Source organism: Gottfriedia sp. ABJ_BB2_2, assembly GCF_055484705.1.
The window spans coordinates 705,106-727,539 of sequence record NZ_JBVFKR010000002.1; the positions used below are offsets into that span (position 1 = coordinate 705,106).

The window sequence follows — 22,434 nt, forward strand, 5'->3', positions numbered from 1 at the left end:
CTATAAATATTGAACTAAATTGATGATCCAACTATTTATTTTATCGTCATTTCTTTTTCAATTTATCTCTCAAAATATCAAACTATAAAAGTTTTTATCATAATCTGTAGTTTTTATCATAATCTGTGGGATGCTCGTCTTTAAAAAAGAATTTTAGGTAGGAACCATTATTTTTGGTTTATCTTACGAATTAATAATTCAAAAGGAGGAACTGTCCAACTTTTCTTTTAGACTTGTGTAGTTTTCTAAGAAGTAGTGATACGTATTTAGACATGTGGATTGTTAAATTTTAAATTTAATAATGAGAATTTACCTCATCTAAAAATTTAATATCTGCGAATAATTCGATAGGTATTTCCAAAAACGTTCAAATTTCAACAACATTTTCTTTTAGCTTACATTATCAGATTACCTTTCGCAATAATATTATTTTGAAATATATCAGTAAAATACTACCATTAATCTCCAACTAGAAATATGTAACAATTGCTCTTGATTCTCAAAATAAAAAAGAAGTTGATGACTCAACTTCTTTTTAAAGATCATTTTACTTTTACAGTAAAATCGACTGTAAACTTTTGTCCGTTTTGCTGAAATTGTCCCCATATTTTATACATGCCGCTTTTTGGAAAATTTGTCATAAATTTTGCTTCAGGTCCTGTTGCATCCTCATTCATTGGATGAACGTGTAGGTAGTTTTTAGTGTCTTCACTAATTGCGACTACATGTCCAATTGCACCCAAGTATGGTTGTAAATCACTAATCGGTTTTTTTGATTTTTCATCCTTCATAGTAAAGGATAAAGTGATATCTTTATTTGTCGTCAACTCATCTGTTTTAAATGTGACTTCTTTACCTGCGACTACTTTTGTTTGGTCCTGGTCTTCTTTTAGAACCACTGGTTTTCGTTCATTCCCTAATACTTGAACCGATTTTATTTTTACAGTTTTAGCCGACCCTTTAGGCACAAAGTCTGCAAATAATGTATATTTTCCACCTGAGGGAAAATTAGGTTTAACTGTAAATAATCCACCGCCTTTATATTCTGGGTGAATATGATCAAAATAAGATAAATCATTACTTACAACGATTAAATGCATTAACTTTTCATGTTCAACTTCAAAATCCTTAATTGTTTTATCTTCTGAATCCTTTACGTTAATAGCTAGCTCTGAATTCTCTCCACTTTTTGGATCTTGATTGAATGTAAAACTTACTTTAGTCGGCTTTTCTTTTTCTTCCTTTTCATGATTCATCCCATGATGATTCGATTCATTATGATGACCATCGGTTCCACATCCGCTTAATCCGATCAATGCGATTGTACTAAGAATTAACAGCAATTTTTTCATTGCAATACTCTCCCCATAAGTATATTCTCTTTCAACATCATTCTTTTCTCTTTACAGTCAAACAAAAAGCGAACCTTAGTCCGCCTTTGTTTTTTTATAAGATATCGTATCCTTGATCTTCAATTGCTTCTTTCACTTTTTCTACAGTATCTGATTCTAGATGTTTGAATGATACTTCTTTATTTTCTAAACTTACAACGATATTGTTAGTATCTGATACACTTTCTACCGCTTTTGTAACTGCTGCTTTACAGTGTCCACAAGTCATTCCATTTACTTTTAAGATTGTTTCCATTTGATATTTCCTCCTTAAATTTTTACTCTTTTTAATCGTAGTGCATTTATGACAACCGAAACTGAGCTAAATGCCATTGCGGCACCAGCAACCCAGGGCTGTAGTAATCCCATAGCTGCAATTGGTATTCCCAAGCTATTATAAAATAGTGCCCAGAATAAGTTTTGTCGTATATTAAGCATTGTTTTCTTACTAAGTGAAATTGCCCTAGGAATATGAGTTAAATCCCCACCAACTAGTGTGACATCAGCTGTTTCAATGGCAACATCTGCTCCAGTTCCAATTGCCATTCCAATATCAGCTTTCGCAAGTGCCGGGGCATCATTAATTCCATCCCCCACCATTGCTACGACTTTCCCTTGTTTTTGAAGTGTCTCTACTATTTCCGCTTTCTTTTCTGGTAATACTTCCGCGTATACATTCTCTATCCCAACAACATCTGCAATTGCTTTTGCAGTTCGTACATTATCTCCGGTTACCATATACACTTCAATGTTTAAGTTCTTTAATGCCAGAATAGCTTCATTAGAAGTTTCCTTTATTGTATCTGCAACTGCAACAATACCTTCAAGCTCTCCATTAATGGCAACAATCATGCCAGTCTTACCGGAAGCTTCGAATTCTATTAGCTGCTCTTCAATAGAGAAAGTATTTATATCCTTTTCCTGCATTAGTTTTCGTGTACCAATCGTAATTGTAGATTCTTCTATCATTGCCTCTACACCGTACCCCGGAATTGCAATGAATTCCTTCACTTCTCTTAATCTCAAATCTTGTTGTTTAGCGTAGTCAACTATAGCTTGTGCTAAAGGATGCTCTGACATTTTTTCCACACTTGCTACCAGACTCAAGAAATCATTACGTTGATGAAGATTAATTACATCAGTTACTTCTGGTTTCCCTTTTGTTACTGTGCCAGTTTTATCAAGAATGATTGCACTGATTTTTTGAGTGGTTTCTAAATATTCTCCACCTTTATATAAAATACCGTGTTCTGCACCTTTTCCACTTCCTACCATAATAGAAGTAGGAGTTGCTAAACCAAGTGCACAAGGACAAGCTATCACTAAAACTGCAATTGCAGCTTCGATTGCTTTCGGTAAATTTTGTGGGTCAACCCAGAAAAACCAAATTAAAAACGTTATAGTCGCAATGATTATGACAATTGGAACAAATATATTTGAAATTTGGTCTGCTAGTCGTTGAATTGGTGCTTTTGAACCTTGAGCCTCTTCAACGATTTTCACGATATTTGCTAAAGCAGTATCTTTTCCAACCTTTTCAGCTTGTATCGTCAAGAAACCATTTCCATTTACAGTTGCACCAACTACTTTATCACCTTTCCTTTTATCAACTGGCAAGGATTCCCCTGTAATCATCGATTCATCTACAGTAGATATTCCTGAAAGAATCATACCATCTACGGGTATCTTTTCTCCCGGTTTCACAAGAAGGTGATCTCCAACTTTCACATCTTCAAATGATACTTTTACTTCTTTTCCATCTATTAAGAGAGTTGCTTCCTTAGCTTGTAGTTCCAATAATTTCGAAATTGCCTCAGTTGTTCTACCCTTTGCAATATGCTCAAAATATTTACCAAGCAATACTAATGTGATAAGAACTGCACTTGTTTCGAAATAAAGATGCGGCATATACATTGGATCTGTTACTGTCTTAAGTGTTTCCACTAAACTATAAAAATAAGCGGCAGAAGTACCAAGTACAACAAGTACATCCATATTCGCACTTTTATTCCGTAAAGCACGGTATGCACCTTCGTAGAAATGCCAACCAATAATAAACTGAACTGGTGTAGCAAGAATCAATTGAAACCAAGGATTCATTAATAAATGTGGCATCCAAATATTAGTTGAAATTGGTAAATGCGTAACCATTGAGTACAATAATGGTAGTGAAAGAATAATTGAGATCATTAATTGAAGAAATTTTTTTCTCTTTGAATTTCCTTTTTTTATATCCTCGTTTTTTACAGCTGCACTATAACCAATATGGTGTATCTTATCTATAACCGATTGAAGTGAACGAACTTCGGGTACATAATCAATGGTTGCAGTGTTCATCGCTAAGTTTACGTTAATTTTTGTTATACCTTCCATTTTTCCGATTACTTTTTCAATTCGTGCAGAACATGCTGCACATGTCATACCTTCAATATCAAGTGTTGCATGTTCAAGTGCAACTTCGTAACCGATGTCGTGAATTTTATCTATTATATCCGTTGTTTGATATTTCTGATCGTACATAATAGTAGCTTTTTCTAAAGCAAGATTTACGTTCGCCTCAACGCCATCCATTCGATTTAAGCTGTTTTCAATCCTAGTTGCACATGCAGCACACGTCATTCCTTCAATACCGACTGTTAACTGCCTAGCCTCGCTCATAAATACCAAACCCCTTTATTTTACGTAGCGTTTAATAACCTCCATTAATTCATTGACAGATGCTTCTCCGTTGTTTTCTTTCACGGCTTTTACCATACAATGATTTGCATGTCTTTCAATTAATGAAAAGCTTACTTTTTTCATAGCAGCTTCGATGGCCATTATTTGAGTTAATATATCTATACAATAACGGTCTTCCTCGACCATTTTCTGAATACCACGTACTTGACCTTCAATTCTGCGAAGACGTTTCATTAAATTTTCAATTTCCTCTTCACTTCTAGGTACCATAGAATCGTCATGACAATTTTCCATTTTATCACCTCACTCACATTATATACTCATAGGGGGTATAGGTGTCAATTTTTTATTCTATTTTTTTTTAGTTGTCCATATGATGGTACAAAGCAACTAATTAGGGGGTATTATATATGTTAACGGGTTGGATCTGCATTAGCGTATCAGTTCTCATATCCTTTCTATCTATTTATAATCGTCCAACTAAGGATGATCGAATGAATCAAATGATGTATATGATGATGATTAGTATGACAATTGGGTTAGCAATTGGTGTATTAGTTACACTCACGATGCCTCAACAATTTTTCTATTCACTTTTATTTTCAATGGGGCTTTCAGCATTAATTGGTTTATGTATTGGAATGCGTCTTAACTTCCTTGCATTGTTAGAAGGAATATTTACAGGAATGATGTCGGGGATGATGGGGAGTATGATGGTATCAATGCTAACAGTAACAGAAGCAAAAACACTATTATTAATTTGTTTATTGCTTGTCACTTGTACTTCTATTTTTTGTTCAATCATGTTCTTAAGCGATCAATTTCCAAAGCTTTTATCCTCATTCTTTCCAGCAGTTTTCATTTCTAGCCTGCTGATTATTTTTACTGTTTATTATTCTTTTTCTCATGTTGAAAGTAATTTTATTTCAAATGATACTCATAATTCACACTCTCAATAAAAGAGAAGTTTCCCATCGTTTTAACTTAATCTCTAATTTTCGTAAGTTGTTTATACAAAAAAAGGCATCCAAATTGGATGCCTTTTTCATCGATGAAAGGATTTATTTAAAGAACTAATAAATTGCTTCGTTTAAAAATGAATATATTTTGTTGGATCAACTGCATTCGATTTTTTCTGATTCCATTGTCCTTCATGTAATTCAAAGTGTAGATGCTGGCCAAATGATTTTCCTGTATTCCCCATTGTTCCAATTGCTTCGCCTTTTGAAATATTTTGACCAGAGGACACTTTAAAACTATTCATGTGAGCATATACAGATGTAAATACTTTCCCATTAATATTATGTGTAATAAATACAACATTACCATAACTAGATGATTTGTATGCACGTATCACGACACCGTCAGCAACTGAGACGATTGGTACATTTCCTTTTTTGACAATATCAACTCCCCAATGCTCTTCATTATCGAACGATCGGTAGCCGAATCCTGACGAAACATAACCATCTGCTGGTCGCGTAAAATCACCACTTGAATGAGAATTTTTTGAGGCAGATTTTATTGCTTTTTCTTGATCTGCTAGTAACTCTTCCTGTTCCTCTAAACTTAGTACATCATGTTCTTTTTCATGTATTTCAGATTTCAATTTTTCTAGTATAGCCTTCAACTGAATTTCTTGATTTACAAGTGTACGATTTAGATTTTGAAGCGTTTCTTTATCGTTCTCCAATTTAGTTTGAGAAATATATAATTCTTTTTCTTTTTGTTCAACTCTATTCAAATCATTTTGTTGGTCGATTAAAATATCTTGATCTGAATCCATAAATTTTGCAATTGCATTTATGCTTTGAAAAAACTCTCCAATATTAGATGCACCGAATAAGATATCTAAGTACTTCTTATTTCCTCCAGATTTTTGAAGTGTTCTCAATCGATCGTCTATAATGATTTGGCGTTGATCTAAACGGTTTTGAAGATTCATGATTTCATCCTGCATGATCGCAATTTCTTTTTTACCTTTTACTAATTCTATTTCTTTTTCTCTCATTACTTCTCTAGCGTTTTCAATAGAAGTATTGATAGAATCTAAAGAGTTTACTAAAACTTCTTGTTTATTCCTTAATTGCTCTATTTCATTTTTTGCTTTTTGAGCTTGTACTTGAACCTTTATCCGTTTATCTTGAATTCTATTTATCTCTGTACTTTTATTACTGGAAGCAAATACGCCATTAGGCAGTAAAGCAAATGACAAACTACTTGCTATTGCTACTAGTGCAAACTTATTAACAACTCGTTTCATCTTCTTCTCCCTAAGTCTTGACATATACTTATACATGTTAACTTAGGAATGTAACGTTGCCATGCCAATTAGACTACATTCATATTACAAGTCAATTACAAGACCTTTTCTAATAGATGGAAACAAAAAACAGGAGACCAATAATTTGGTTTCCTGCTTTCGTATACTGTAACTTATTTCTTTATACTCATTTTGTTATGAACAATTTTATTATAATACTTTATCGTATATGGCTCTTTATTCAATTCATTACTTTGATATCGTTCTTGAACTATCACCTTTGCAATATACACTTTTCGAGTATTTCTACTAGCATCCTCAATTGCGATCGTTGATTCTAATAAATCAGCCATTTTGTTTGCAATTTTTTTCGCATAAAATGTTTGCATATCAAAATCTAATGTTGAAACATAATTTACTACCTCTTTTAAGTCATTTAGTTTCTGAGTAACTAATTCTGTTTCATCCGCTAATGATTCAGGAGAATCTTCTAATTTTGCTTCAATGAATGAAATAAATGTTGGAAGAACGTTTTTCTTAAGCAATCGAAGAACCTCTAAGCCTAAAATATTGGCAGAGCCTTCCCAAACGGTCAATACTTGAGCATCTCTTAATAAACGTGGTGTAACAAAGTCTTCAATATATCCATTTCCTCCGTGCATTTCAATTGCTTCATGAGAAAAGTGAATTGCTTCTTCTGCTGTACGCATTTTTAAAACTGCAATTAGTAATCGGACTAGGGCTTGTTCTTCATTTGTTCCATTTTCTTTACCAATTACACGGTCGTATAATGCTATCAAATCAAAAACTGCACTTGTTTGTACTTCTTGGATTGAAGCAAGCTTCGATAAGGTCTCTTGAATCATCGGATAATTTGTTAATATCTGTCCAAATGCTGGTCTATTTTCTGCATACTGTTTTGCTTCATTATAAGCTCTTCTCATGATGCCAACAGATGCAACAGCGTTACAAATTCTAGATAAATTCAATGCCTCCATCATATAATAAAAGCCCCTACTAGCATCTCCAATTAAAAATGCTTTTGCACCATCAAATTCTACTTCCCCGGAAGGAACTGCTCTCACACCTAATTTATCTTTTAAACGACGAATGGTTATCCCATTATTGGAGCCATCCTCATTTTTCCATGGTACTAAGAATAAACTTAATCCTTTACTTCCAGGAGATGCACCATCAATTCTTGCAAGGATTGTTGTTACCCCGCATTGACCTGCATTACTAGCAAAATATTTTTCACCATAAATTCGATAATGTTCATCTTCTTTAATCGCTTTTACAACGTTTGCCCCTACATCAGAACCACCTTGTCTCTCTGTTAAAAAAGTTGCTCCTTCGTATAAATCTGTCTCTCCCGTTGATAGTAAATGTGGTAAATACTTTTCCTTCAAAGCTACATCTGCATATCGTTCTACTAAAAATGCTGCTGCCATTGATAATGTCACTGGACAATAGAAACCCGCTTCCGTTTGAGATAATAAGTATCCCTGTGCATATGAATATATATAATTTCCTTTTATCCCTAATTCAGGTATCGGTTTGTGAATATAACCTACAATTCCTCTAGTATAAGTATCTTTAACTGTTTGTTGATAACCTTCATTTACCCACACATGAGAAATATCATTTCCGTATGCGTCATACTTAATCAATCGAGGCTGCCCTTCGCGATCTGTGTGAATTGCACGTTTATCAAATTCATTTGCACATAGACTTCCGAATTCTATTAATTCATTATTTGCCCACTTGAAAAAGTCTTTATCTAAATGTTTTTTTAATAACTCATGTAAATGGTCGTCTTCTTCATAAAAATTCATTTTCATACCCTCCTAACGTGTTTTTAATAATGTTTTTCTGTTGCATTTCTCGGAAGCTCATTTACCACTTCATACAATCTAGGAATCTTATAGCTTGCTAATTCACCACCAAGAAAACGTTTACATAAATCATCATAATTAGTCGTTTGATCATCAACAACTAGGAATGCTTTCACTGTTTCTCCCCACGTATCATGATGAATTCAACAATTGCAACGTCCCTTATCATTGGTATGTTTAATAGCACTTCCTCCACTTCTTTTGGATAGATATTCACACAGCCAGAAATGATGACATCTTTTTTGGTCAACGATCCAATAGAAACCATGTTCACCAACTTTTGCTAGGTCTCCTGTATTTAACCTTTCCCCAATAAATGTTTCCTTTGTTTGTTATTCATCTGTAACAGACTAGATAAATTCGTCTCTACACCTCTATATCGGATAGTGTACGTTCAAGCATATTTTTCATTTTCTCAATCTCTTTTTTTAATAATGTAAGTTCATCTATTTTTTGTTCAAGTTCTTCAATCTTCTGATTGCCATATTCGATCGACTTTTTCAATTGCTTTTCACCTGTACGATCAATTGTGAATAAATTAATCATTTCTTTTATTTCCTGCAAATTAAAACCTAAATGTTTCCCTCTTTGAATTAAATAAAGTCGAGTTCGATCTTTTTGACAGTATTTTCTTCTTCCACTTTCAGAATAAGTAGGTTGGATCAATCCTATTTCTTCATAATACCTTAGCGTTCTAGGCGTCATTTCAAACTCTTTTGTCAGTTCACGAATTGTGTAAAACTCCAAAATCCCCTCCCCTTTCTGGTACTTATTTTTATTATAAAGTTTACGTAAACGTAACTTTCAAGATAAAACCCTTCGACAAATTTTACAAACTATCTATTTCTCTTTATTCATCAAAATCCTATTGTCATCCTCCTCATCGATATAGAAATTTAAAATGATAGCTTTATACCATTGTCTCAGCAATTTTTTTCAGTTCATTTGCTCGATTAGCAATAAATGATTTCATATATTTCTGTAAAAACAATAAATCAGCTAATTCACCAATGTATCCGAAAGGAGATTTATATTCAAAGAGATCAATCATCAAAGTGCCACCTTTACATTCCATGAACTCATGAGTATGAGTGAACGAATGGAACGCTCCTTTTACCATTACATCTTGAAATTTATATGGTCTATCCATTAATGTGACTTGCGCAGTTAATCTTTGCTTAATACCAAAGTGGATGGCTTCCCAGGTGACAGTGTCACCAAGCTCTAGATGTCCTTCCATTACACCGCCAACAACACTTTCCTTTGTTTTTGAAGTAGTCAACGTATGAATATTTACATTTCTCGCCAGATCAAAACATACATCAATTGGTGCCATAATGTATTGTTGGTGTTCTATGAAAGGCATCCTATTAACTCCTTTATCTAAATAAATTCTTTCTATTTTAGTATTAAAAAAGGAAAACCATGATTTGGTTTTCCTTTTATTATTCTTTATCTTAAGTTATTGTCCCTTTGTTAATTTTTATAACTGCCTGTAATCCGTTTACAGCATTATCTAAACAATACCTATTTATTATAAAATTTCCGTTAATTTTGACTATAAGAGCAAGAATGAGGACGAATTTGATCAAACTCATTGCTAAAATGGGAAATAACTTGATTTTTAGGAGGAATAAACATGAATAAAATACAAATTTTTAATGAGCTTCATACATCAGAAGATTTATTATTTTTAGGCAATGCTTGGGATTTACTCTCAGCATTAACACTTGAAAAAGTTGGATTTAAGGCAATCGGTACAACTAGTTGGGGAATTGCTAATTCAATCGGATTAGCAGACGGAGAATTAATTGATTTTGATAGACATTTAAGAATCATCCAATCTATTGTGGAGAATGTAAACATTCCTGTCTCAGCAGATATAGAAGCAGGCTATAGTGAAGATATTAAAACAATTGTCAAAAATGTTTTGCGAACTGCAGATGTTGGTGTTGCTGGGATTAATATTGAGGATTCATTTAAAAGTCATAAGGGTCTAAAAAGCATATCACAACAAAGTAAACTCTTATCAGAAATTAGAAATGCTTTAGACAGCAATGGTTTTAAAGACTTTTACATTAATGCTAGAATTGATTCTTATTTCCATATTGAGAATCCACTGATTGATACATTGAATCGCGCAAAGTCATATGTCGAAAGTGGAGCAAGTGGCATTTTTATACCTGGATTAAAAAATGAAGAAGAAATAAAAAACATCATTTTACAAATAGATGCACCACTTAACATATTATCTTTACCTGGATTAACAAATTGTAATAAGCTTAAAGAACTTGGTGTGAAACGCTTTAGTTTCGGTAACGCTTTGTCAGATCAGATTATCTTACATTTGGAAAAAACAGTTGAACAATTAATTAATGGAAAAGATACATCGATTTTATATGAGGTTTAATTATGAAAGGGTGAAAGTGCTAGATGACTAATATTAATCTTTCATTTGAAGAAATGTGGGAGAAAATTATTGCATGTGATCGCAAGTATGACGGCTTATTTTTTACAGCAGTAAAAACAACGAGAATATATTGTCGTCCTTCATGTAGGTCAAGGAAACCCAAAAAATTAAATGTAACGTTTTTTTATGACATAAATGAAGTTGAAAAAGCAGGTTATCGAGCTTGTAAAAGATGTCAGCCAGAAATCGATTACTCACCTAAAGTCACCCTAATTAGAAATGTGATTACCTACTTATTAAAGCATTATCAAAATAAACTAGTGTTACAAGATATTGCAGATCATGTGGGCGTTAGCCCTTTCTATCTCGAAAGGCTTTTCAAGCAAGAAACATCAGAAACTCCTCGCACTTATTTAGAAAAGATTAGAATTGATAAAGCAGCTTATCTTTTAAAAAACACAGACAAAACGAATTTAGAAATTTGTTATCAAGTAGGTTATCAAAGTCCCTCAAACTTCTATAAAATCTTTAGACAAATTAAAAATTGTTCACCAACTGAATATCGACATTTAGAATTAGTAGATCATAATTAGAGGAACTCATAGTAGTTCCTTTTTTGTGTTGAGGATAATTCTGACCCAGCTTTATTAGAATTCTTCTTTCAATTTTATTTGTCCTTTTATTTTCTAATATTACACCAACAATTATTCTGCTGATTCCTTCCACTTATTGTTAAGATATTGTTCGAAAATATATATGAAATATCGCGCATACTATTTTTGGAGGTGATATAAATGGGTCACAATCAAAATCCACATGCACATGTAAAAAAGAAAAAGCAAAATAATGGTCAACCAGAACCTGCTGCCGTAAATTCTGAAGGCTATTTTGCTCCAAGTAAATCAAATACAGAGGCACTAAATGAAGTAAAAAAACAATAAAAAATGACCGTCTTTGACGGTCCTAAAAGCATAGTAAGCCTTCTTCTTCTTCTCCTATCACCAATTCTAAGCTACCAATTTTTATCAATGTTTCGTTCTTTAAAAAAGATTTTTACGATATAGTTTGTCCCCCAATCATAATACATGAATTATTCATAATATTATAATTCAGAGTAAAATTCTTACAAAGAAAGGAGACATCCTATGGCTCTTCAATTAATGAAAATTCTTGTTGATGCTACCGCTACAATTGAAACTGACCCTACTTCTTCCAGATATTTTTATATTACTACTTCAACTACAGCAGGTGGTGCTACGTTAGATATAGACGCTGCAAGTTTTTTAGATGATACTGGTGCAGCTGTTACTTCCCTTCCTACACTTCCTACAAATAATAGTTACTTTAATGTATTTATTAACGGTGTTTTACAAATGAACGGTATCTCAACATACACTCCAGGTGCAACAGGTGTTGGTTCTCTAGAAATTGCAGTTCCAGTCGGTGGAAGCATATTGACAGGTACGCCGGTCGTACTAGAAATTATTAGCTTTACACCTACTTCAGATATTACAGTTTCAACATAATGAACTGCATCAAAAAAAGTTCCCGCAAAGGAACTTTTTTAGCTTTGCACATTATGATTGATAAATTGAAATAAATTGAAGAATGATCACAACTCCCTTCATTGGTATATCTTCTGTCAGTAAAGTTAACTTACCTTTTTCAACTTTATAGTTCACAGTAGGTTGCAAAACCCCATTAATAAATAAATTAATATATGATACCTGATTCGGTGACATGATGTCAGTGATTCCATATTCTTCTAAGCCATCTTTACTTGTGTATACTGACCTTACACCATCCGAATATGTAAAAAACAATAAATTTGATGTTTGGAGTGGGATTGGAGGAGCCGAATATCCGTATGTTCCAAGATTTACAGTTGTAATTAATAATTCCCAACGAATTCCATTAAATCGATAAAATACTCGATTTCTAGTATCTAAAAATAGACTCCCACTTTCCGGATTCACTGGACGTTTAGAAAGTGTTCCAGCTTGAATGGATGGGATATCCCCTGCATTTATCACAAAATTTAAATTAGATAAGTCATCTTTAATAATATTCTGTCACTCCCTTCATCAATACTATAAATTCATCGTTTTTCTAAATATATGTTGTTCGAAAAGGATAAATCCTAATTCTATATAAAAAAGCACTACTTCTTTATTTGAAGTAAGTGCAATTTAAATTCCTAACCATTCAACATCTTAAGATAATACTCCAATAAGGACGGATAAAAGAAGCGTGTTGAATTCCACTCTAGGAACTCGCTTTCCATGGGGCGTGAGCTGAGCCTCCTCGGCGCATTAGCGCCTGTGGGGTCTCAGCTTTCCCGCAATTCCCATAGGAGTCGAGTACCTTCCGTTCCATTCAACTTCTTAAAATGAAATAACATTCTTTTAGTGGTCAGATAAAGAAATAACATCCCTATCTGAAGGATTTGTAAGTTGAAAAGCTATATTTTATCATCTCAGTTTGTAGTTAAAGTACAAAAACAAAGAGATTCAGACTGATTGAAAAAAACGCTTGTCTTTCGAGGCTCAGGAGCCAGATGAGGAGCGGAGTTACCTTTGACGGTAATAAGCCACTGCGAGCAGGCTAAGCAACGAAGAATGCGAACGTTTAGCGGGTAGTCTGAGATGACAAGCTAAACCCTACCATGTTCTGTTACACTAAATATCGAAGGAATATATAAATATGTGAAATCACTAGTGATAATATTGTAATTGGTAGACCAATTTTCAAAAAATCCCAATATCCAAACTTATATCCTTCACGAGTAGCAATACCCGCTGCAACTACATTGGCTGAAGCACCAATTAAAGTACCATTCCCACCAAGACAAGCTCCTAAAGCCAGTGACCACCATAGTACTTCAACCTGAGATGAGTCAGGTGAATATCCCATGCCAACAGCTAAGTCCTGAATTAACGGAATCATGGTAGCAACAAAAGGAATATTATCAATCGTAGCAGATGCTATTCCTGAGACCCATAAAATTAACGGGGCAGCTACATTCATATCACCATTCGTTAATTCCAAAACTTTTTTCGCTAACGATCCAATTAATCCGATATCAATTAATCCACCTACTAAAACAAAAAGACCAGCAAAGAAAAAGATTGTCACCCACTCTACACTCGCAAATACTTTTTCTAAATCATGTTCTTTTACACCAATTACCATTAATATGGTTGCCCCAAACATTGCAACAAGTGCTGCATCTAAATGTAAAACAGAATGTAAGACAAATCCTAATAATGTAAAACCAAGAACTAAAAGGGATTTAAACATTAGTAAACGATTTTTTATATAATCTGCTTCATTAATTGACATTAGCTTCTGAATTTCAGTTGGCGTTGTTATTAATCGTTTTCGATAAATAAAATAAATAATAACTGTTATGACGGCTACAATGATTGCTATAACAGGCGCTAAATTAAATAAAAATTCATTAAATGTTAAATGCTTATTAGCAGATCCAATCATGATATTCGGTGGATCTCCAATTAAAGTTGCTGTTCCTCCAATATTGGAATAAATAACCTCTAGCATCAAAAAAGGAATTGGATCTACTTTTAACATTTTAGTGATTGATAATGTAATCGGAACTATTAATAAAATAGTTGTTACATTATCTAAAAATGCTGAAGCTAATGCTGTTAATAATGACAATGTGACCAAGATTCGTATAGGTTGTCCTTTTGAAATTTTTGCAGCCTTAATCGCAATAAATTCAAAAAATCCTGATGTGCTTGTTATGTATACGATAATCATCATCCCGATTAATAGCGTAATTGTTTCCCATTCAATATGTTTTGTTAATGCAAAATGTAAATCAACTACACCGATTGCCACCATAATTCCCGCACCCAATAGTGCAATTAGCGCTCGATTAATCTTTTCACTAATAATAAATGCGTAAGCAATTAAAAAAACGATGATTGCGGCATAATATCTCCAATTATAACCGTGTTCTAAATGCTCCATCTAAAATTCCTCCATAATTATTTTAACTAAGTTCACTTGATGAATCGAATTCTCATCATTTTCCACTTTGATGACCAAGTTAGTATATTTTATCATAATTTTTAGGGATAGCGTTCTCTTCAGTCTATTTGCACTATACTGCTCCCAATTTTGTACATAAGACATAGTTCTTACTACCTCTTTTAATAATTTTTTAATGATTTGAAACTTTTCCCCTCTCTAAATACTCTAATATATGAAAGGGGGTTAATGAGTGATTGATACTAACCTTATACTGGACGCTATTAACGGAGATGAAGAAGCTTTCGAGTCAATTATTAAAGCAGAAAGCGATAAGTTATATAAAACCGCAATCTTGTATGTCCGCAGTAAAGAAGATGCATTGGATGTTATTCAAGAAACGGTATATAAAGCATTTGTTTCTATTAATCAATTAAATAATCCTGAATATTTTAGTACTTGGCTAATAAGAATTTTAATTCATACTTCTTACCAGCTTTTAAATAAGAAAAATAAAACTGTATTATCTGGCGATGCACTCATTCATAAAATTTTAGAAACGAATCATCAAAATGTAGAAATGGAAGTCGATTTGCCTTATGCCCTCTCTACTTTGGACAATTCCTATCAAACAGCTATTATTCTTTTTTATTATCATGATTTATCGATTAAGAGTATAGCTGAAGCGATGGAGAAACCTGAAGGTACCATAAAGACCTACCTAAGGCGTGCCAAAATTGAATTAAAAAAAGTGATAGAGGGAGCGAAGAATTATGAACAAAGAATGGTTTAATGAACAATTAGCTGATATAGAAGTTCCAAAAGAGGAAGTATTTGCTGCAATACATAGAGGAATTGTTTTAGGTAAGGAAGAGATTAAAAAAACAAAGAAAAAATTTAAACCAAAGAAAGTGGCATATATAACGACTATGGCTGCTTCACTTTTATTTGCGTCTGGGTTTGTTTTTCAACCTATCACCGCCGTTTTAGCAAGTGTTCCAATCATAGGTTCAATCTATGAGAATTTTCATTCAGACGTAGGAAAAAAACTAGAATCCAACGGACTAGTTAGCAAACTTAATGAAAAAGCAACTGATAATGGAATTGATGTAACGGTTACCAGTGCTTATTATGATGGGAATAATATTGGCATTACCTTTAAAGCTGACGGAAAAGGGCTCTCAGAGAGTCTTAATAGTAGTGCTGGACCCGAGGCAGATTATTCACTCCAACTATTTGATGGTATTGAACAAAAACAGTGGGATGGTTCAAGAGAGCCGCTAATGAAAAAAGGTGATGAATACATTGGAGCAATGACATTAGAATACCCACTTAAAACGTTACCTTCAAGAATGAATGTACCTTTAACATTTACATATATGGGCGGAAAAAAAGGGAATTGGAGTTTTCATGTCCCTGTTCAACAAATACTTGCTGAAGAGATAACTTCGAATGCCCAAAGTTCGTCACAAGACGGTGGTTATTCCTTAAAAATGCAGTCAGTCATCAAAGGCAAAGCAACTACAATCATTAACTATCAAGCGAAAGTAATGAATGAAGGTGACGCATTAACAATGAGAGTATATGATGATCATGGAAAAAAACTAAACTTAGAACAAGTAGATCATCAACGAGCTACATTTAATAGTGAAATAGATAAAAAAGCTAATTATTTAATGATTTATCCTGAGTTCTCGAGGTTTGAAGATGATACAATTCAATCCATTGGTCTACTTCCTACTAAAATAGTAAGCGGGCGATTTGGATCTATCGTAAATATTGAAAAAGTACAAAAAAATAATCAACTTTTTATTGTTGATTACACACTTAAAAATATCAATACATCAGATGTAGGAAAAGACGTTTTACAAAACTTTGTGGATCAGATTAAACTAGTCAAATCTAAAGATACAAATGGACTAACTGGTCAATCTCTATATGAAAATTTAAAAACAGATTCCATACTTTACGCTAAAAAAGCTAGTGTTGTTGATGAAGAAACATTACATTATCAATCTATCTTTCCTATCGAACACATTAAAGGATTTAATGAAAATGATTATTTACTAATGGTGCCATTTGGCATTCTAGGCTTGAATTCACCTCCTGTAAAACTGGATCCGATAAAAGTAAGTATTAAAAAACAATAATGGAAAAAACCACCTAATTCTCTTAGGTGGTTTTCACATTCAAGGCATGTATACTTTTTATTTATTCCATTTTTTGAAGTTCATCTACAGTCACAAACTTGTAACCTTCTTTTGTTAAAGAATGTAAGATTTCTTCAATTGTTTTCAATTCATCTCCAGTTTTATCATACATTGGATGAAGTAATATGATTGAACCTGGTTTTATATTTTTTTTAACATACTCTATTTTGTCATTAGCAGAACTATAGTATGTATCTGGCTCAATATTCCAAGTGATTGTCTCTTTATGTACTTTGTTCAAATAATATGGTAATCCAATCATTTTTTTACCGTATGGCGGTCTGAAATCTATTTCACCTTTATATCCAACTTCTCTAATTAATTCGTCGGTCTTCTCAATTTCTTCTTTTATATAGGATGGCGATTTTAAAACCATTCGGTCATGTGAATATGTATGGTTTCCTACTTGATGACCAGCACTCACTATTTTTTTAGCTTCTTCAGGATGTTTTTCTATATCATTACCAATTAAGAAAAAAGTAGCCTTTACATTATATTGTTCTAACAATGGCAGAATTTCATCAACATTTTTAGTAGGACCATCATCGAATGTTAAAGCGACTACCTTTTGATTTGTTTCCACAGAATCCGTCAGTCCACCAAATAATTGATACGATCTTGAAATCATTAATTTGTACAATCCAAATAAAATGAGAAAGATTAATAGTAATCCTAATAAAAGTTTACTTAATTTTTTCTTCATAAAATATCCCTTACCTTTAAATGATTTAATTACTAATCATTGTATCATATATAAAATAGAAGACTTAAAACTTAATATATAAACAGAAAAAAACCTTTTAAGGTTTTTCTGTTTTCTTTTAAGATTGCAAAAAGTTTTCGATGGTTGTAATCTGTTCGTTTGTATTTAATGCTGGTGCATGACCTATTTTGGGAATCGTAACGAATTGACAATTTTGTCTTTGCTCCATTTTTAGCGCAACGTCCAAAGGTAAAACGTCAGATATTTCTCCTCTAATTAGTAATGTCTTGGACTGAACATTTTCCCAAAACGACCAAAGGTTTAAATCTTCTTCATGCTGAAATTGTAATGCAATGTTTGGATCATAATCTGGACTAAGCCCACCAGTATCTCTTCTTCTACATGAATGTTTTGTAAAGTAATTTCATTCATCTTCATTATATAGACCAAATGAGGAATAAATCATTTTATAATAAGTCATCAGTTCACTAAACGTATTGAAAACTGGCGGTGCTCCAACATAGCGTATAATTCGTTTTATGCCTTCAATATCCTTAGTACTATTTTCAGATGCACCTGCACCAATATCATTTAATACTAGGTGACTAATGCGATTTTGATGAGCTGGAGTTCCGGCAATTCGAATACCGATTGCACCTCCCATAGAAGTTCCAATCCAACCTACTTGGTCAATTCCAAGTTCATCTAGTAATGCGATAGCAAGATTACTATAGTGCTCAAAGCAATACTCATTCTCAGGGTTTTTACTCCATTGGCTCAATCCTCTTCCGATTGTATCCGGGCAAATGACATGATAGTTTTTGGACAAATTACGCGCTATGATATCAAAGTCACGTCCGTTTCTAGTTAATCCATGCCAACATACGACTGTGGGCTTTTGTAAGTCCCCCCATTCAGTGAAATGGACTTCCATTCCATTAATCGTTTTAAATCTAGAGTGATATGACATATACTTCACCCTTTCTCAAACTAGTACCTGTTATGAAGATATTCTTTTTATGTCAAAATATCCCTGTCTACCAATCATAAGAAATAGAAAAAGCTGCATATATATAGCAGCTTTACTACGTAACTTCTATTCATATTAAAAACAAAGCTCTTCTTGTTTTTGTACCAATTCAATTTCGAAGCCAAGGTCTTCTAACATTTTATGGTCACTATTCGTTTCCTGACCTTCTGTAGTTAAATAATCACCTATGAAAATACTATTAGCTGCATATAAACCTAGTGGTTGTAAACTACGGAGATTTACTTCTCGACCGCCAGAGATTCTTATTTCTTTTGTTGGGTTCATAAATCTAAAAAGTGCTAACACTTTTAAACAATAGCGGGGATTCAACTCATTCACACCTTCTAGCTTAGTTCCTTTAATTGCGTGTAGAAAGTTTACTGGAATTGAATCTGCATCTAATTCACGTAAAGATCTTGCTAAGGAAACAACATCCTCCTTCGATTCCTTCATACCAATGATTGCACCAGAGCAAGGTGAAATGCCTGACTTCTTAATTTTTTCAACAGTATCAATACGATCCTGATATGTATGAGTTGTCGTTATGTAATCATGGTGTTCCTTGGAAGTATTTAAATTATGATTATATCGATCTACACCAGCTTCTTTTAATTCGCTTGCTTGTTCATCTTTAATAATCCCTAAACAAGCACACACTTTTAATCCGTACATCTCTTTAATCTCTCTTACAGCCTCGGTTACTGTATGAACATCACGATTTGTTGGACCTCTACCACTTGCTACAATACAATAAGTTCCAGCTTTTAGCTCAAACGCACGCTTTGCCCCTTCTAGAATTTCTTCTTTAGATAAAAAAGGATATTTTTCAATCGGAGCGCTCGAAATAGATGACTGCGAGCAATACCCACAATCCTCTGGACAATAACCACTTTTTGCATTAATGATCATATTTAGTTTCACTTTTTTTCCATAATAATGTTTTCGTATTGTAAAAGCACCTTGTAACAGTAGAAGCATCTCATCGTCATCACATGTTAGTATTTGCATTGCTTCTTCATCAGTGATTTCTTTACCTAAAATTACTTCCTGCGCCAACTTAGTCCAATTCATCATATCCCTCACTTTATATCAATTTTTCAGTCATAATCATATTTTGAATCTGATGACTACTAATTTTCGTAAAATCCTCTGGCTTGTTGTATTCAGGAATTAATCCAATTACATCCAGACCCGTCATTTTTTTCATCATCAATACATTATCTTTTTCCATTACATTTAATCTGGATGGAACTTTGTTTATAATTAACCCTTTCATTTCTACTTGATGAGATTTTAAGTATTCAGTTGTTAAGAACGTATGATTTAATGTACCTAACTTTAATGTTGTAACAATGATGACAGGTATTTTTAATTTCTTCATTAAATCAATGGTGTCAAAGTCTTCTTTTAAAGGAACTGCTACGCCTCCAGCACCTTCCACAAATATGACATCATGCTGTTGTTCTAATTCTTTATAACGGTCCAATATAATCTCTTCATGAATCATTACATTTTCTAGCTTACTAGCCAAATGTGGGGATACAGGTGTTTCAAGTGTATATGTATTGTAATAAGAAAAATCCTGCTTCAGATCTAAATATTCTTTATAAAATGCAACATCTTCCCCTACTAATCTATTATTCTTTTTCACAACTCCACTTTGAATCGGTTTATAAGGAATCGCATCAACCCTAATCTGCTGCATAGCTGAAACCAAATGGGAGGTGACAAATGTTTTGCCAATATTCGTATCTGTTCCTGTAATAAAATATCCTTTTCCCATATCACGCAGCCAACTTCTTTTCATTACTTCTTACTTTTGAAAAATGTACATATAATCGTTTCGCCAATATACTGCCAATGAAGGCTAAACAAATATCCTGACCAACACTATAAACAAATCCCATCATCAGTACTGCTTTAAATGAAGTCGGACTGTCTATCCATGTGTTTAATGAAATATAAACATAAAGTACACCAAAGGCATAAACAATCAGTAAACCGACTAAATTAGCAATCATAAAATGCTTGTGATTTGGCTCTTTTATTTTTTCGATGATCAATCCAATCACATATGCAGCAGCAATGAATCCAATTAAATATCCAAAAGTCGGTTTTAAAATATACTCTGGACCTCCCCCAGAAGCAAAAACTGGTATGCCGATTAATCCCATTCCAACATATAGTGACTGACTAAAAAATGCTCGTTTACTTCCCAACAGACACCCAGCTAAAAACACAAATAATACCTGAAGCGTGAAAGGAATGACTGGTAAAGGAATTTTTATAAATGCTCCAATTGATGTTAATGATGCAAATAAAGATATGACGGTTAATGATAAAGTTTTGTTTTGCATAACATCCTCCCTATTAATCTTTCAAATTGACAAACTAATAAAATTAAATTAACATGCTAATAAAATATATGTCAACCAAATAATTAAATTAGGTTAACATATATGAATAGGAGGTTAACATATGGAAAAAGATCATTATCAAGACCTGGCTTTGAAAAATAAACAATTTGTATGGCACCCATTTACTCAAATGCAGGATTACATAAACGATGAACCACTCATCATCTCACATGGAAAAGATAGAAAATTATTTGATGTTTTGGGTAATGAATATTACGATGGCGTATCTTCAATTTGGTTAAATGTTCACGGGCATAATATTAAAGAATTAAACGAAGCAATTACTGAACAATTAAACAAGGTTGCGCATTCAACATTATTAGGAATGGCAAATATACCAGCTATTCTTTTAGCAGAAAGACTAGTCAATATTACCCCTGATGGTTTAGAAAAGGTATTTTATTCAGATTCAGGTGCAACAGCTGTTGAGATTGCTATTAAAATGGCCTATCAATATTGGAGAAATATCGGAAAAAGTGAAAAAAGCACATTTGTCACTATGAAGGAAGCTTATCACGGGGATACTATTGGAGCCGTTTCAGTAGGAGCAATCGATTTATTTCATCAAGCTTATCGTGATTTACTATTTCCGAGTATTAAACTCCCCTATCCACATCTTTATCGTTCAAAGTATGAAGGATCGCGTGAGGATATCATACAAGCTTATTTAAATGATGTTGAAAATCTATTTAAGGAAAAAGCACACTCAATCGCTGCGTTAATCATTGAGCCAATTGTTCAAGGTGCAAGTGGTATCATTGTGATGCCACCTGGATATTTAAAAGGATTGGATGCATTATGTAAAAAATATGAAGTATTATTAATTGCGGATGAAGTGGCAACAGGTTTTGGTCGTACTGGAAAAATGTTTGCTTGTGAACAAGAAGGAATTACACCAGATATTTTGACATGTGGAAAAGGATTAACCGGCGGATATCTTCCTGTTTCCGCAACTTTAACGACTAATACTATTTATGAGGCATTTTTAGGAAACTATGAAGAACAAAAAACTTTCTTCCACGGTCACAGTTATACAGGTAATCCACTTGGATGTGCAGTTGCACTAGCAAACTTAGACCTATTTGAGAAAAATCAATTATTAAACCATGTTGAAGAAATAACATCATATATTCAAGATTCATTAAGAAAATTTTATGACTTGCGGCATGTTGGGGATATTCGTCAAAGCGGAGTCATGATTGGAATTGAACTTGTCCTCTCTAAAGAGACAAAAGAGCCATTTCATTGGAATGATCGAATTGGCGTTTTAGTTACAAAAAGAGCAAAAGAATTAGGTTTGTTAACTCGTCCACTTGGAAATGTAATCGTCTTTATGCCACCATTAGCATCTACTAAATCTGAATTAGAAGAAATGCTAAATATTTTATATAAAGCAATTTCTGATTGCACCGAAAAACAATGAATACCTAGTCTATTTTT

General features: G+C 33.2%; 25 protein-coding genes. 8 read left to right on the forward strand and 17 right to left on the reverse strand.

Annotation, left to right across the window (positions count from 1 at the left end):
• Positions 1–542: 542 nt before the first annotated feature.
• The 4 genes from ACX6U0_RS08420 to ACX6U0_RS08435 form a co-directional block, all read right to left on the reverse strand.
• Positions 543–1,352, reverse strand: a complete 810-nt coding sequence (locus ACX6U0_RS08420) for a hypothetical protein (protein WP_464959502.1) — start codon at positions 1,350–1,352, stop codon at positions 543–545.
• A 94-nt stretch (positions 1,353–1,446) separates the two neighbouring features.
• On the reverse strand, positions 1,447–1,647 hold the full coding sequence (locus ACX6U0_RS08425; protein ID WP_464959503.1) for a cation transporter: 201 nt from the start codon (positions 1,645–1,647) through the stop codon (positions 1,447–1,449).
• 14 nt (positions 1,648–1,661) lie between these two features.
• The gene (locus ACX6U0_RS08430) at positions 1,662–4,049 is read right to left on the reverse strand and encodes a heavy metal translocating P-type ATPase (RefSeq protein ID WP_464959504.1); all 2,388 of its coding nucleotides are present in this window, start codon (positions 4,047–4,049) and stop codon (positions 1,662–1,664) included.
• Between the two features lie 15 nt (positions 4,050–4,064).
• Positions 4,065–4,364, reverse strand: a complete 300-nt coding sequence (locus tag ACX6U0_RS08435; RefSeq protein WP_464959505.1) for a metal-sensing transcriptional repressor — start codon at positions 4,362–4,364, stop codon at positions 4,065–4,067.
• Positions 4,365–4,480: 116 nt separating this feature from the next.
• Between ACX6U0_RS08435 and ACX6U0_RS08440 the strand changes: the two genes are divergently transcribed.
• Positions 4,481–5,029 carry a hypothetical protein gene (locus tag ACX6U0_RS08440; RefSeq protein WP_464959506.1) on the forward strand — a complete coding sequence of 183 codons (549 nt, stop codon included), beginning with the start codon at positions 4,481–4,483 and terminating at the stop codon, positions 5,027–5,029.
• A 131-nt stretch (positions 5,030–5,160) separates the two neighbouring features.
• On the opposite strand, the gene ACX6U0_RS08445 is transcribed toward ACX6U0_RS08440, so the two are convergent.
• The 6 genes from ACX6U0_RS08445 to ACX6U0_RS08470 form a co-directional block, all read right to left on the reverse strand.
• Positions 5,161–6,333, reverse strand: a complete 1,173-nt coding sequence (locus ACX6U0_RS08445) for a murein hydrolase activator EnvC family protein (RefSeq protein WP_464959507.1) — start codon at positions 6,331–6,333, stop codon at positions 5,161–5,163.
• Between the two features lie 173 nt (positions 6,334–6,506).
• Positions 6,507–8,168, reverse strand: coding sequence for an acyl-CoA dehydrogenase family protein (locus tag ACX6U0_RS08450; protein ID WP_464959508.1), 1,662 nt, complete (start codon positions 8,166–8,168; stop codon positions 6,507–6,509).
• A 23-nt stretch (positions 8,169–8,191) separates the two neighbouring features.
• On the reverse strand, positions 8,192–8,344 hold the full coding sequence (locus ACX6U0_RS08455) for a hypothetical protein (protein ID WP_464959509.1): 153 nt from the start codon (positions 8,342–8,344) through the stop codon (positions 8,192–8,194).
• Positions 8,341–8,505, reverse strand: coding sequence for a hypothetical protein (locus tag ACX6U0_RS08460; protein WP_464959510.1), 165 nt, complete (start codon positions 8,503–8,505; stop codon positions 8,341–8,343). The genes ACX6U0_RS08455 and ACX6U0_RS08460 overlap by 4 nt, the downstream gene beginning before the upstream one ends.
• A gap of 89 nt (positions 8,506–8,594) precedes the next feature.
• A complete protein-coding gene (locus ACX6U0_RS08465; protein ID WP_464959511.1) occupies positions 8,595–8,975 on the reverse strand; it encodes a MerR family transcriptional regulator in 381 nt (126 codons plus the stop codon).
• 163 nt (positions 8,976–9,138) lie between these two features.
• Positions 9,139–9,594, reverse strand: coding sequence for an SRPBCC family protein (locus tag ACX6U0_RS08470; protein ID WP_464959512.1), 456 nt, complete (start codon positions 9,592–9,594; stop codon positions 9,139–9,141).
• 273 nt (positions 9,595–9,867) lie between these two features.
• Between ACX6U0_RS08470 and ACX6U0_RS08475 the strand changes: the two genes are divergently transcribed.
• From ACX6U0_RS08475 to ACX6U0_RS08490, 4 genes are all read left to right on the forward strand, one after another.
• On the forward strand, positions 9,868–10,638 hold the full coding sequence (locus tag ACX6U0_RS08475; protein WP_464959513.1) for an isocitrate lyase/PEP mutase family protein: 771 nt from the start codon (positions 9,868–9,870) through the stop codon (positions 10,636–10,638).
• 23 nt (positions 10,639–10,661) lie between these two features.
• Positions 10,662–11,231: a bifunctional transcriptional activator/DNA repair enzyme AdaA gene (locus ACX6U0_RS08480; RefSeq protein ID WP_464959514.1), complete on the forward strand. Its 570-nt coding sequence runs from the start codon at positions 10,662–10,664 to the stop codon at positions 11,229–11,231.
• Between the two features lie 201 nt (positions 11,232–11,432).
• Positions 11,433–11,579: a hypothetical protein gene (locus ACX6U0_RS08485; protein ID WP_158093232.1), complete on the forward strand. Its 147-nt coding sequence runs from the start codon at positions 11,433–11,435 to the stop codon at positions 11,577–11,579.
• Positions 11,580–11,783: 204 nt separating this feature from the next.
• The gene (locus ACX6U0_RS08490; RefSeq protein ID WP_464959515.1) at positions 11,784–12,164 is read left to right on the forward strand and encodes a DUF4183 domain-containing protein; all 381 of its coding nucleotides are present in this window, start codon (positions 11,784–11,786) and stop codon (positions 12,162–12,164) included.
• A gap of 51 nt (positions 12,165–12,215) precedes the next feature.
• Here ACX6U0_RS08490 and ACX6U0_RS08495 read toward each other — a convergent pair whose 3' ends face one another.
• Positions 12,216–12,671: a DUF4183 domain-containing protein gene (locus ACX6U0_RS08495; RefSeq protein ID WP_464959516.1), complete on the reverse strand. Its 456-nt coding sequence runs from the start codon at positions 12,669–12,671 to the stop codon at positions 12,216–12,218.
• Positions 12,672–13,311: 640 nt separating this feature from the next.
• On the reverse strand, positions 13,312–14,634 hold the full coding sequence (locus tag ACX6U0_RS08500; protein WP_464959517.1) for an ArsB/NhaD family transporter: 1,323 nt from the start codon (positions 14,632–14,634) through the stop codon (positions 13,312–13,314).
• Between the two features lie 253 nt (positions 14,635–14,887).
• Here ACX6U0_RS08500 and ACX6U0_RS08505 point away from each other — a divergent pair, with 253 nt between their 5' ends.
• Both ACX6U0_RS08505 and ACX6U0_RS08510 read left to right on the forward strand, forming a co-directional pair.
• Positions 14,888–15,427, forward strand: coding sequence for a sigma-70 family RNA polymerase sigma factor (locus tag ACX6U0_RS08505; RefSeq protein WP_464959518.1), 540 nt, complete (start codon positions 14,888–14,890; stop codon positions 15,425–15,427).
• Positions 15,408–16,784 (forward strand): DUF4179 domain-containing protein, encoded by a 1,377-nt coding sequence (locus ACX6U0_RS08510; RefSeq protein WP_464959519.1) that lies wholly within the window; start codon positions 15,408–15,410, stop codon positions 16,782–16,784. Before ACX6U0_RS08505 ends, ACX6U0_RS08510 begins: the two co-directional genes overlap by 20 nt.
• Positions 16,785–16,845: 61 nt before the next feature.
• Here ACX6U0_RS08510 and ACX6U0_RS08515 read toward each other — a convergent pair whose 3' ends face one another.
• The 5 genes from ACX6U0_RS08515 to ACX6U0_RS08535 all read right to left on the reverse strand — a co-directional run bounded on the left by ACX6U0_RS08515 (position 16,846) and on the right by ACX6U0_RS08535 (position 20,934).
• Positions 16,846–17,547, reverse strand: coding sequence for a polysaccharide deacetylase family protein (locus tag ACX6U0_RS08515; protein ID WP_464959520.1), 702 nt, complete (start codon positions 17,545–17,547; stop codon positions 16,846–16,848).
• A 424-nt stretch (positions 17,548–17,971) separates the two neighbouring features.
• Positions 17,972–18,517: an alpha/beta fold hydrolase gene (locus tag ACX6U0_RS08520; RefSeq protein WP_464959521.1), complete on the reverse strand. Its 546-nt coding sequence runs from the start codon at positions 18,515–18,517 to the stop codon at positions 17,972–17,974.
• Between the two features lie 135 nt (positions 18,518–18,652).
• Entirely contained in the window at positions 18,653–19,648 is a 996-nt protein-coding gene (gene bioB / locus ACX6U0_RS08525) for a biotin synthase BioB (protein WP_464959522.1), read from the reverse strand.
• A 13-nt stretch (positions 19,649–19,661) separates the two neighbouring features.
• The gene (bioD, locus tag ACX6U0_RS08530) at positions 19,662–20,384 is read right to left on the reverse strand and encodes a dethiobiotin synthase (protein WP_464959523.1); all 723 of its coding nucleotides are present in this window, start codon (positions 20,382–20,384) and stop codon (positions 19,662–19,664) included.
• Entirely contained in the window at positions 20,362–20,934 is a 573-nt protein-coding gene (locus ACX6U0_RS08535; RefSeq protein WP_464959524.1) for a biotin transporter BioY, read from the reverse strand. Before ACX6U0_RS08535 ends, bioD begins: the two co-directional genes overlap by 23 nt.
• Positions 20,935–21,055: 121 nt before the next feature.
• On the opposite strand from ACX6U0_RS08535, the gene bioA reads away from it, so the two are divergent.
• On the forward strand, positions 21,056–22,417 hold the full coding sequence (gene bioA, locus ACX6U0_RS08540) for an adenosylmethionine--8-amino-7-oxononanoate transaminase (protein ID WP_464959525.1): 1,362 nt from the start codon (positions 21,056–21,058) through the stop codon (positions 22,415–22,417).
• Positions 22,418–22,434 lie beyond the last annotated feature (17 nt).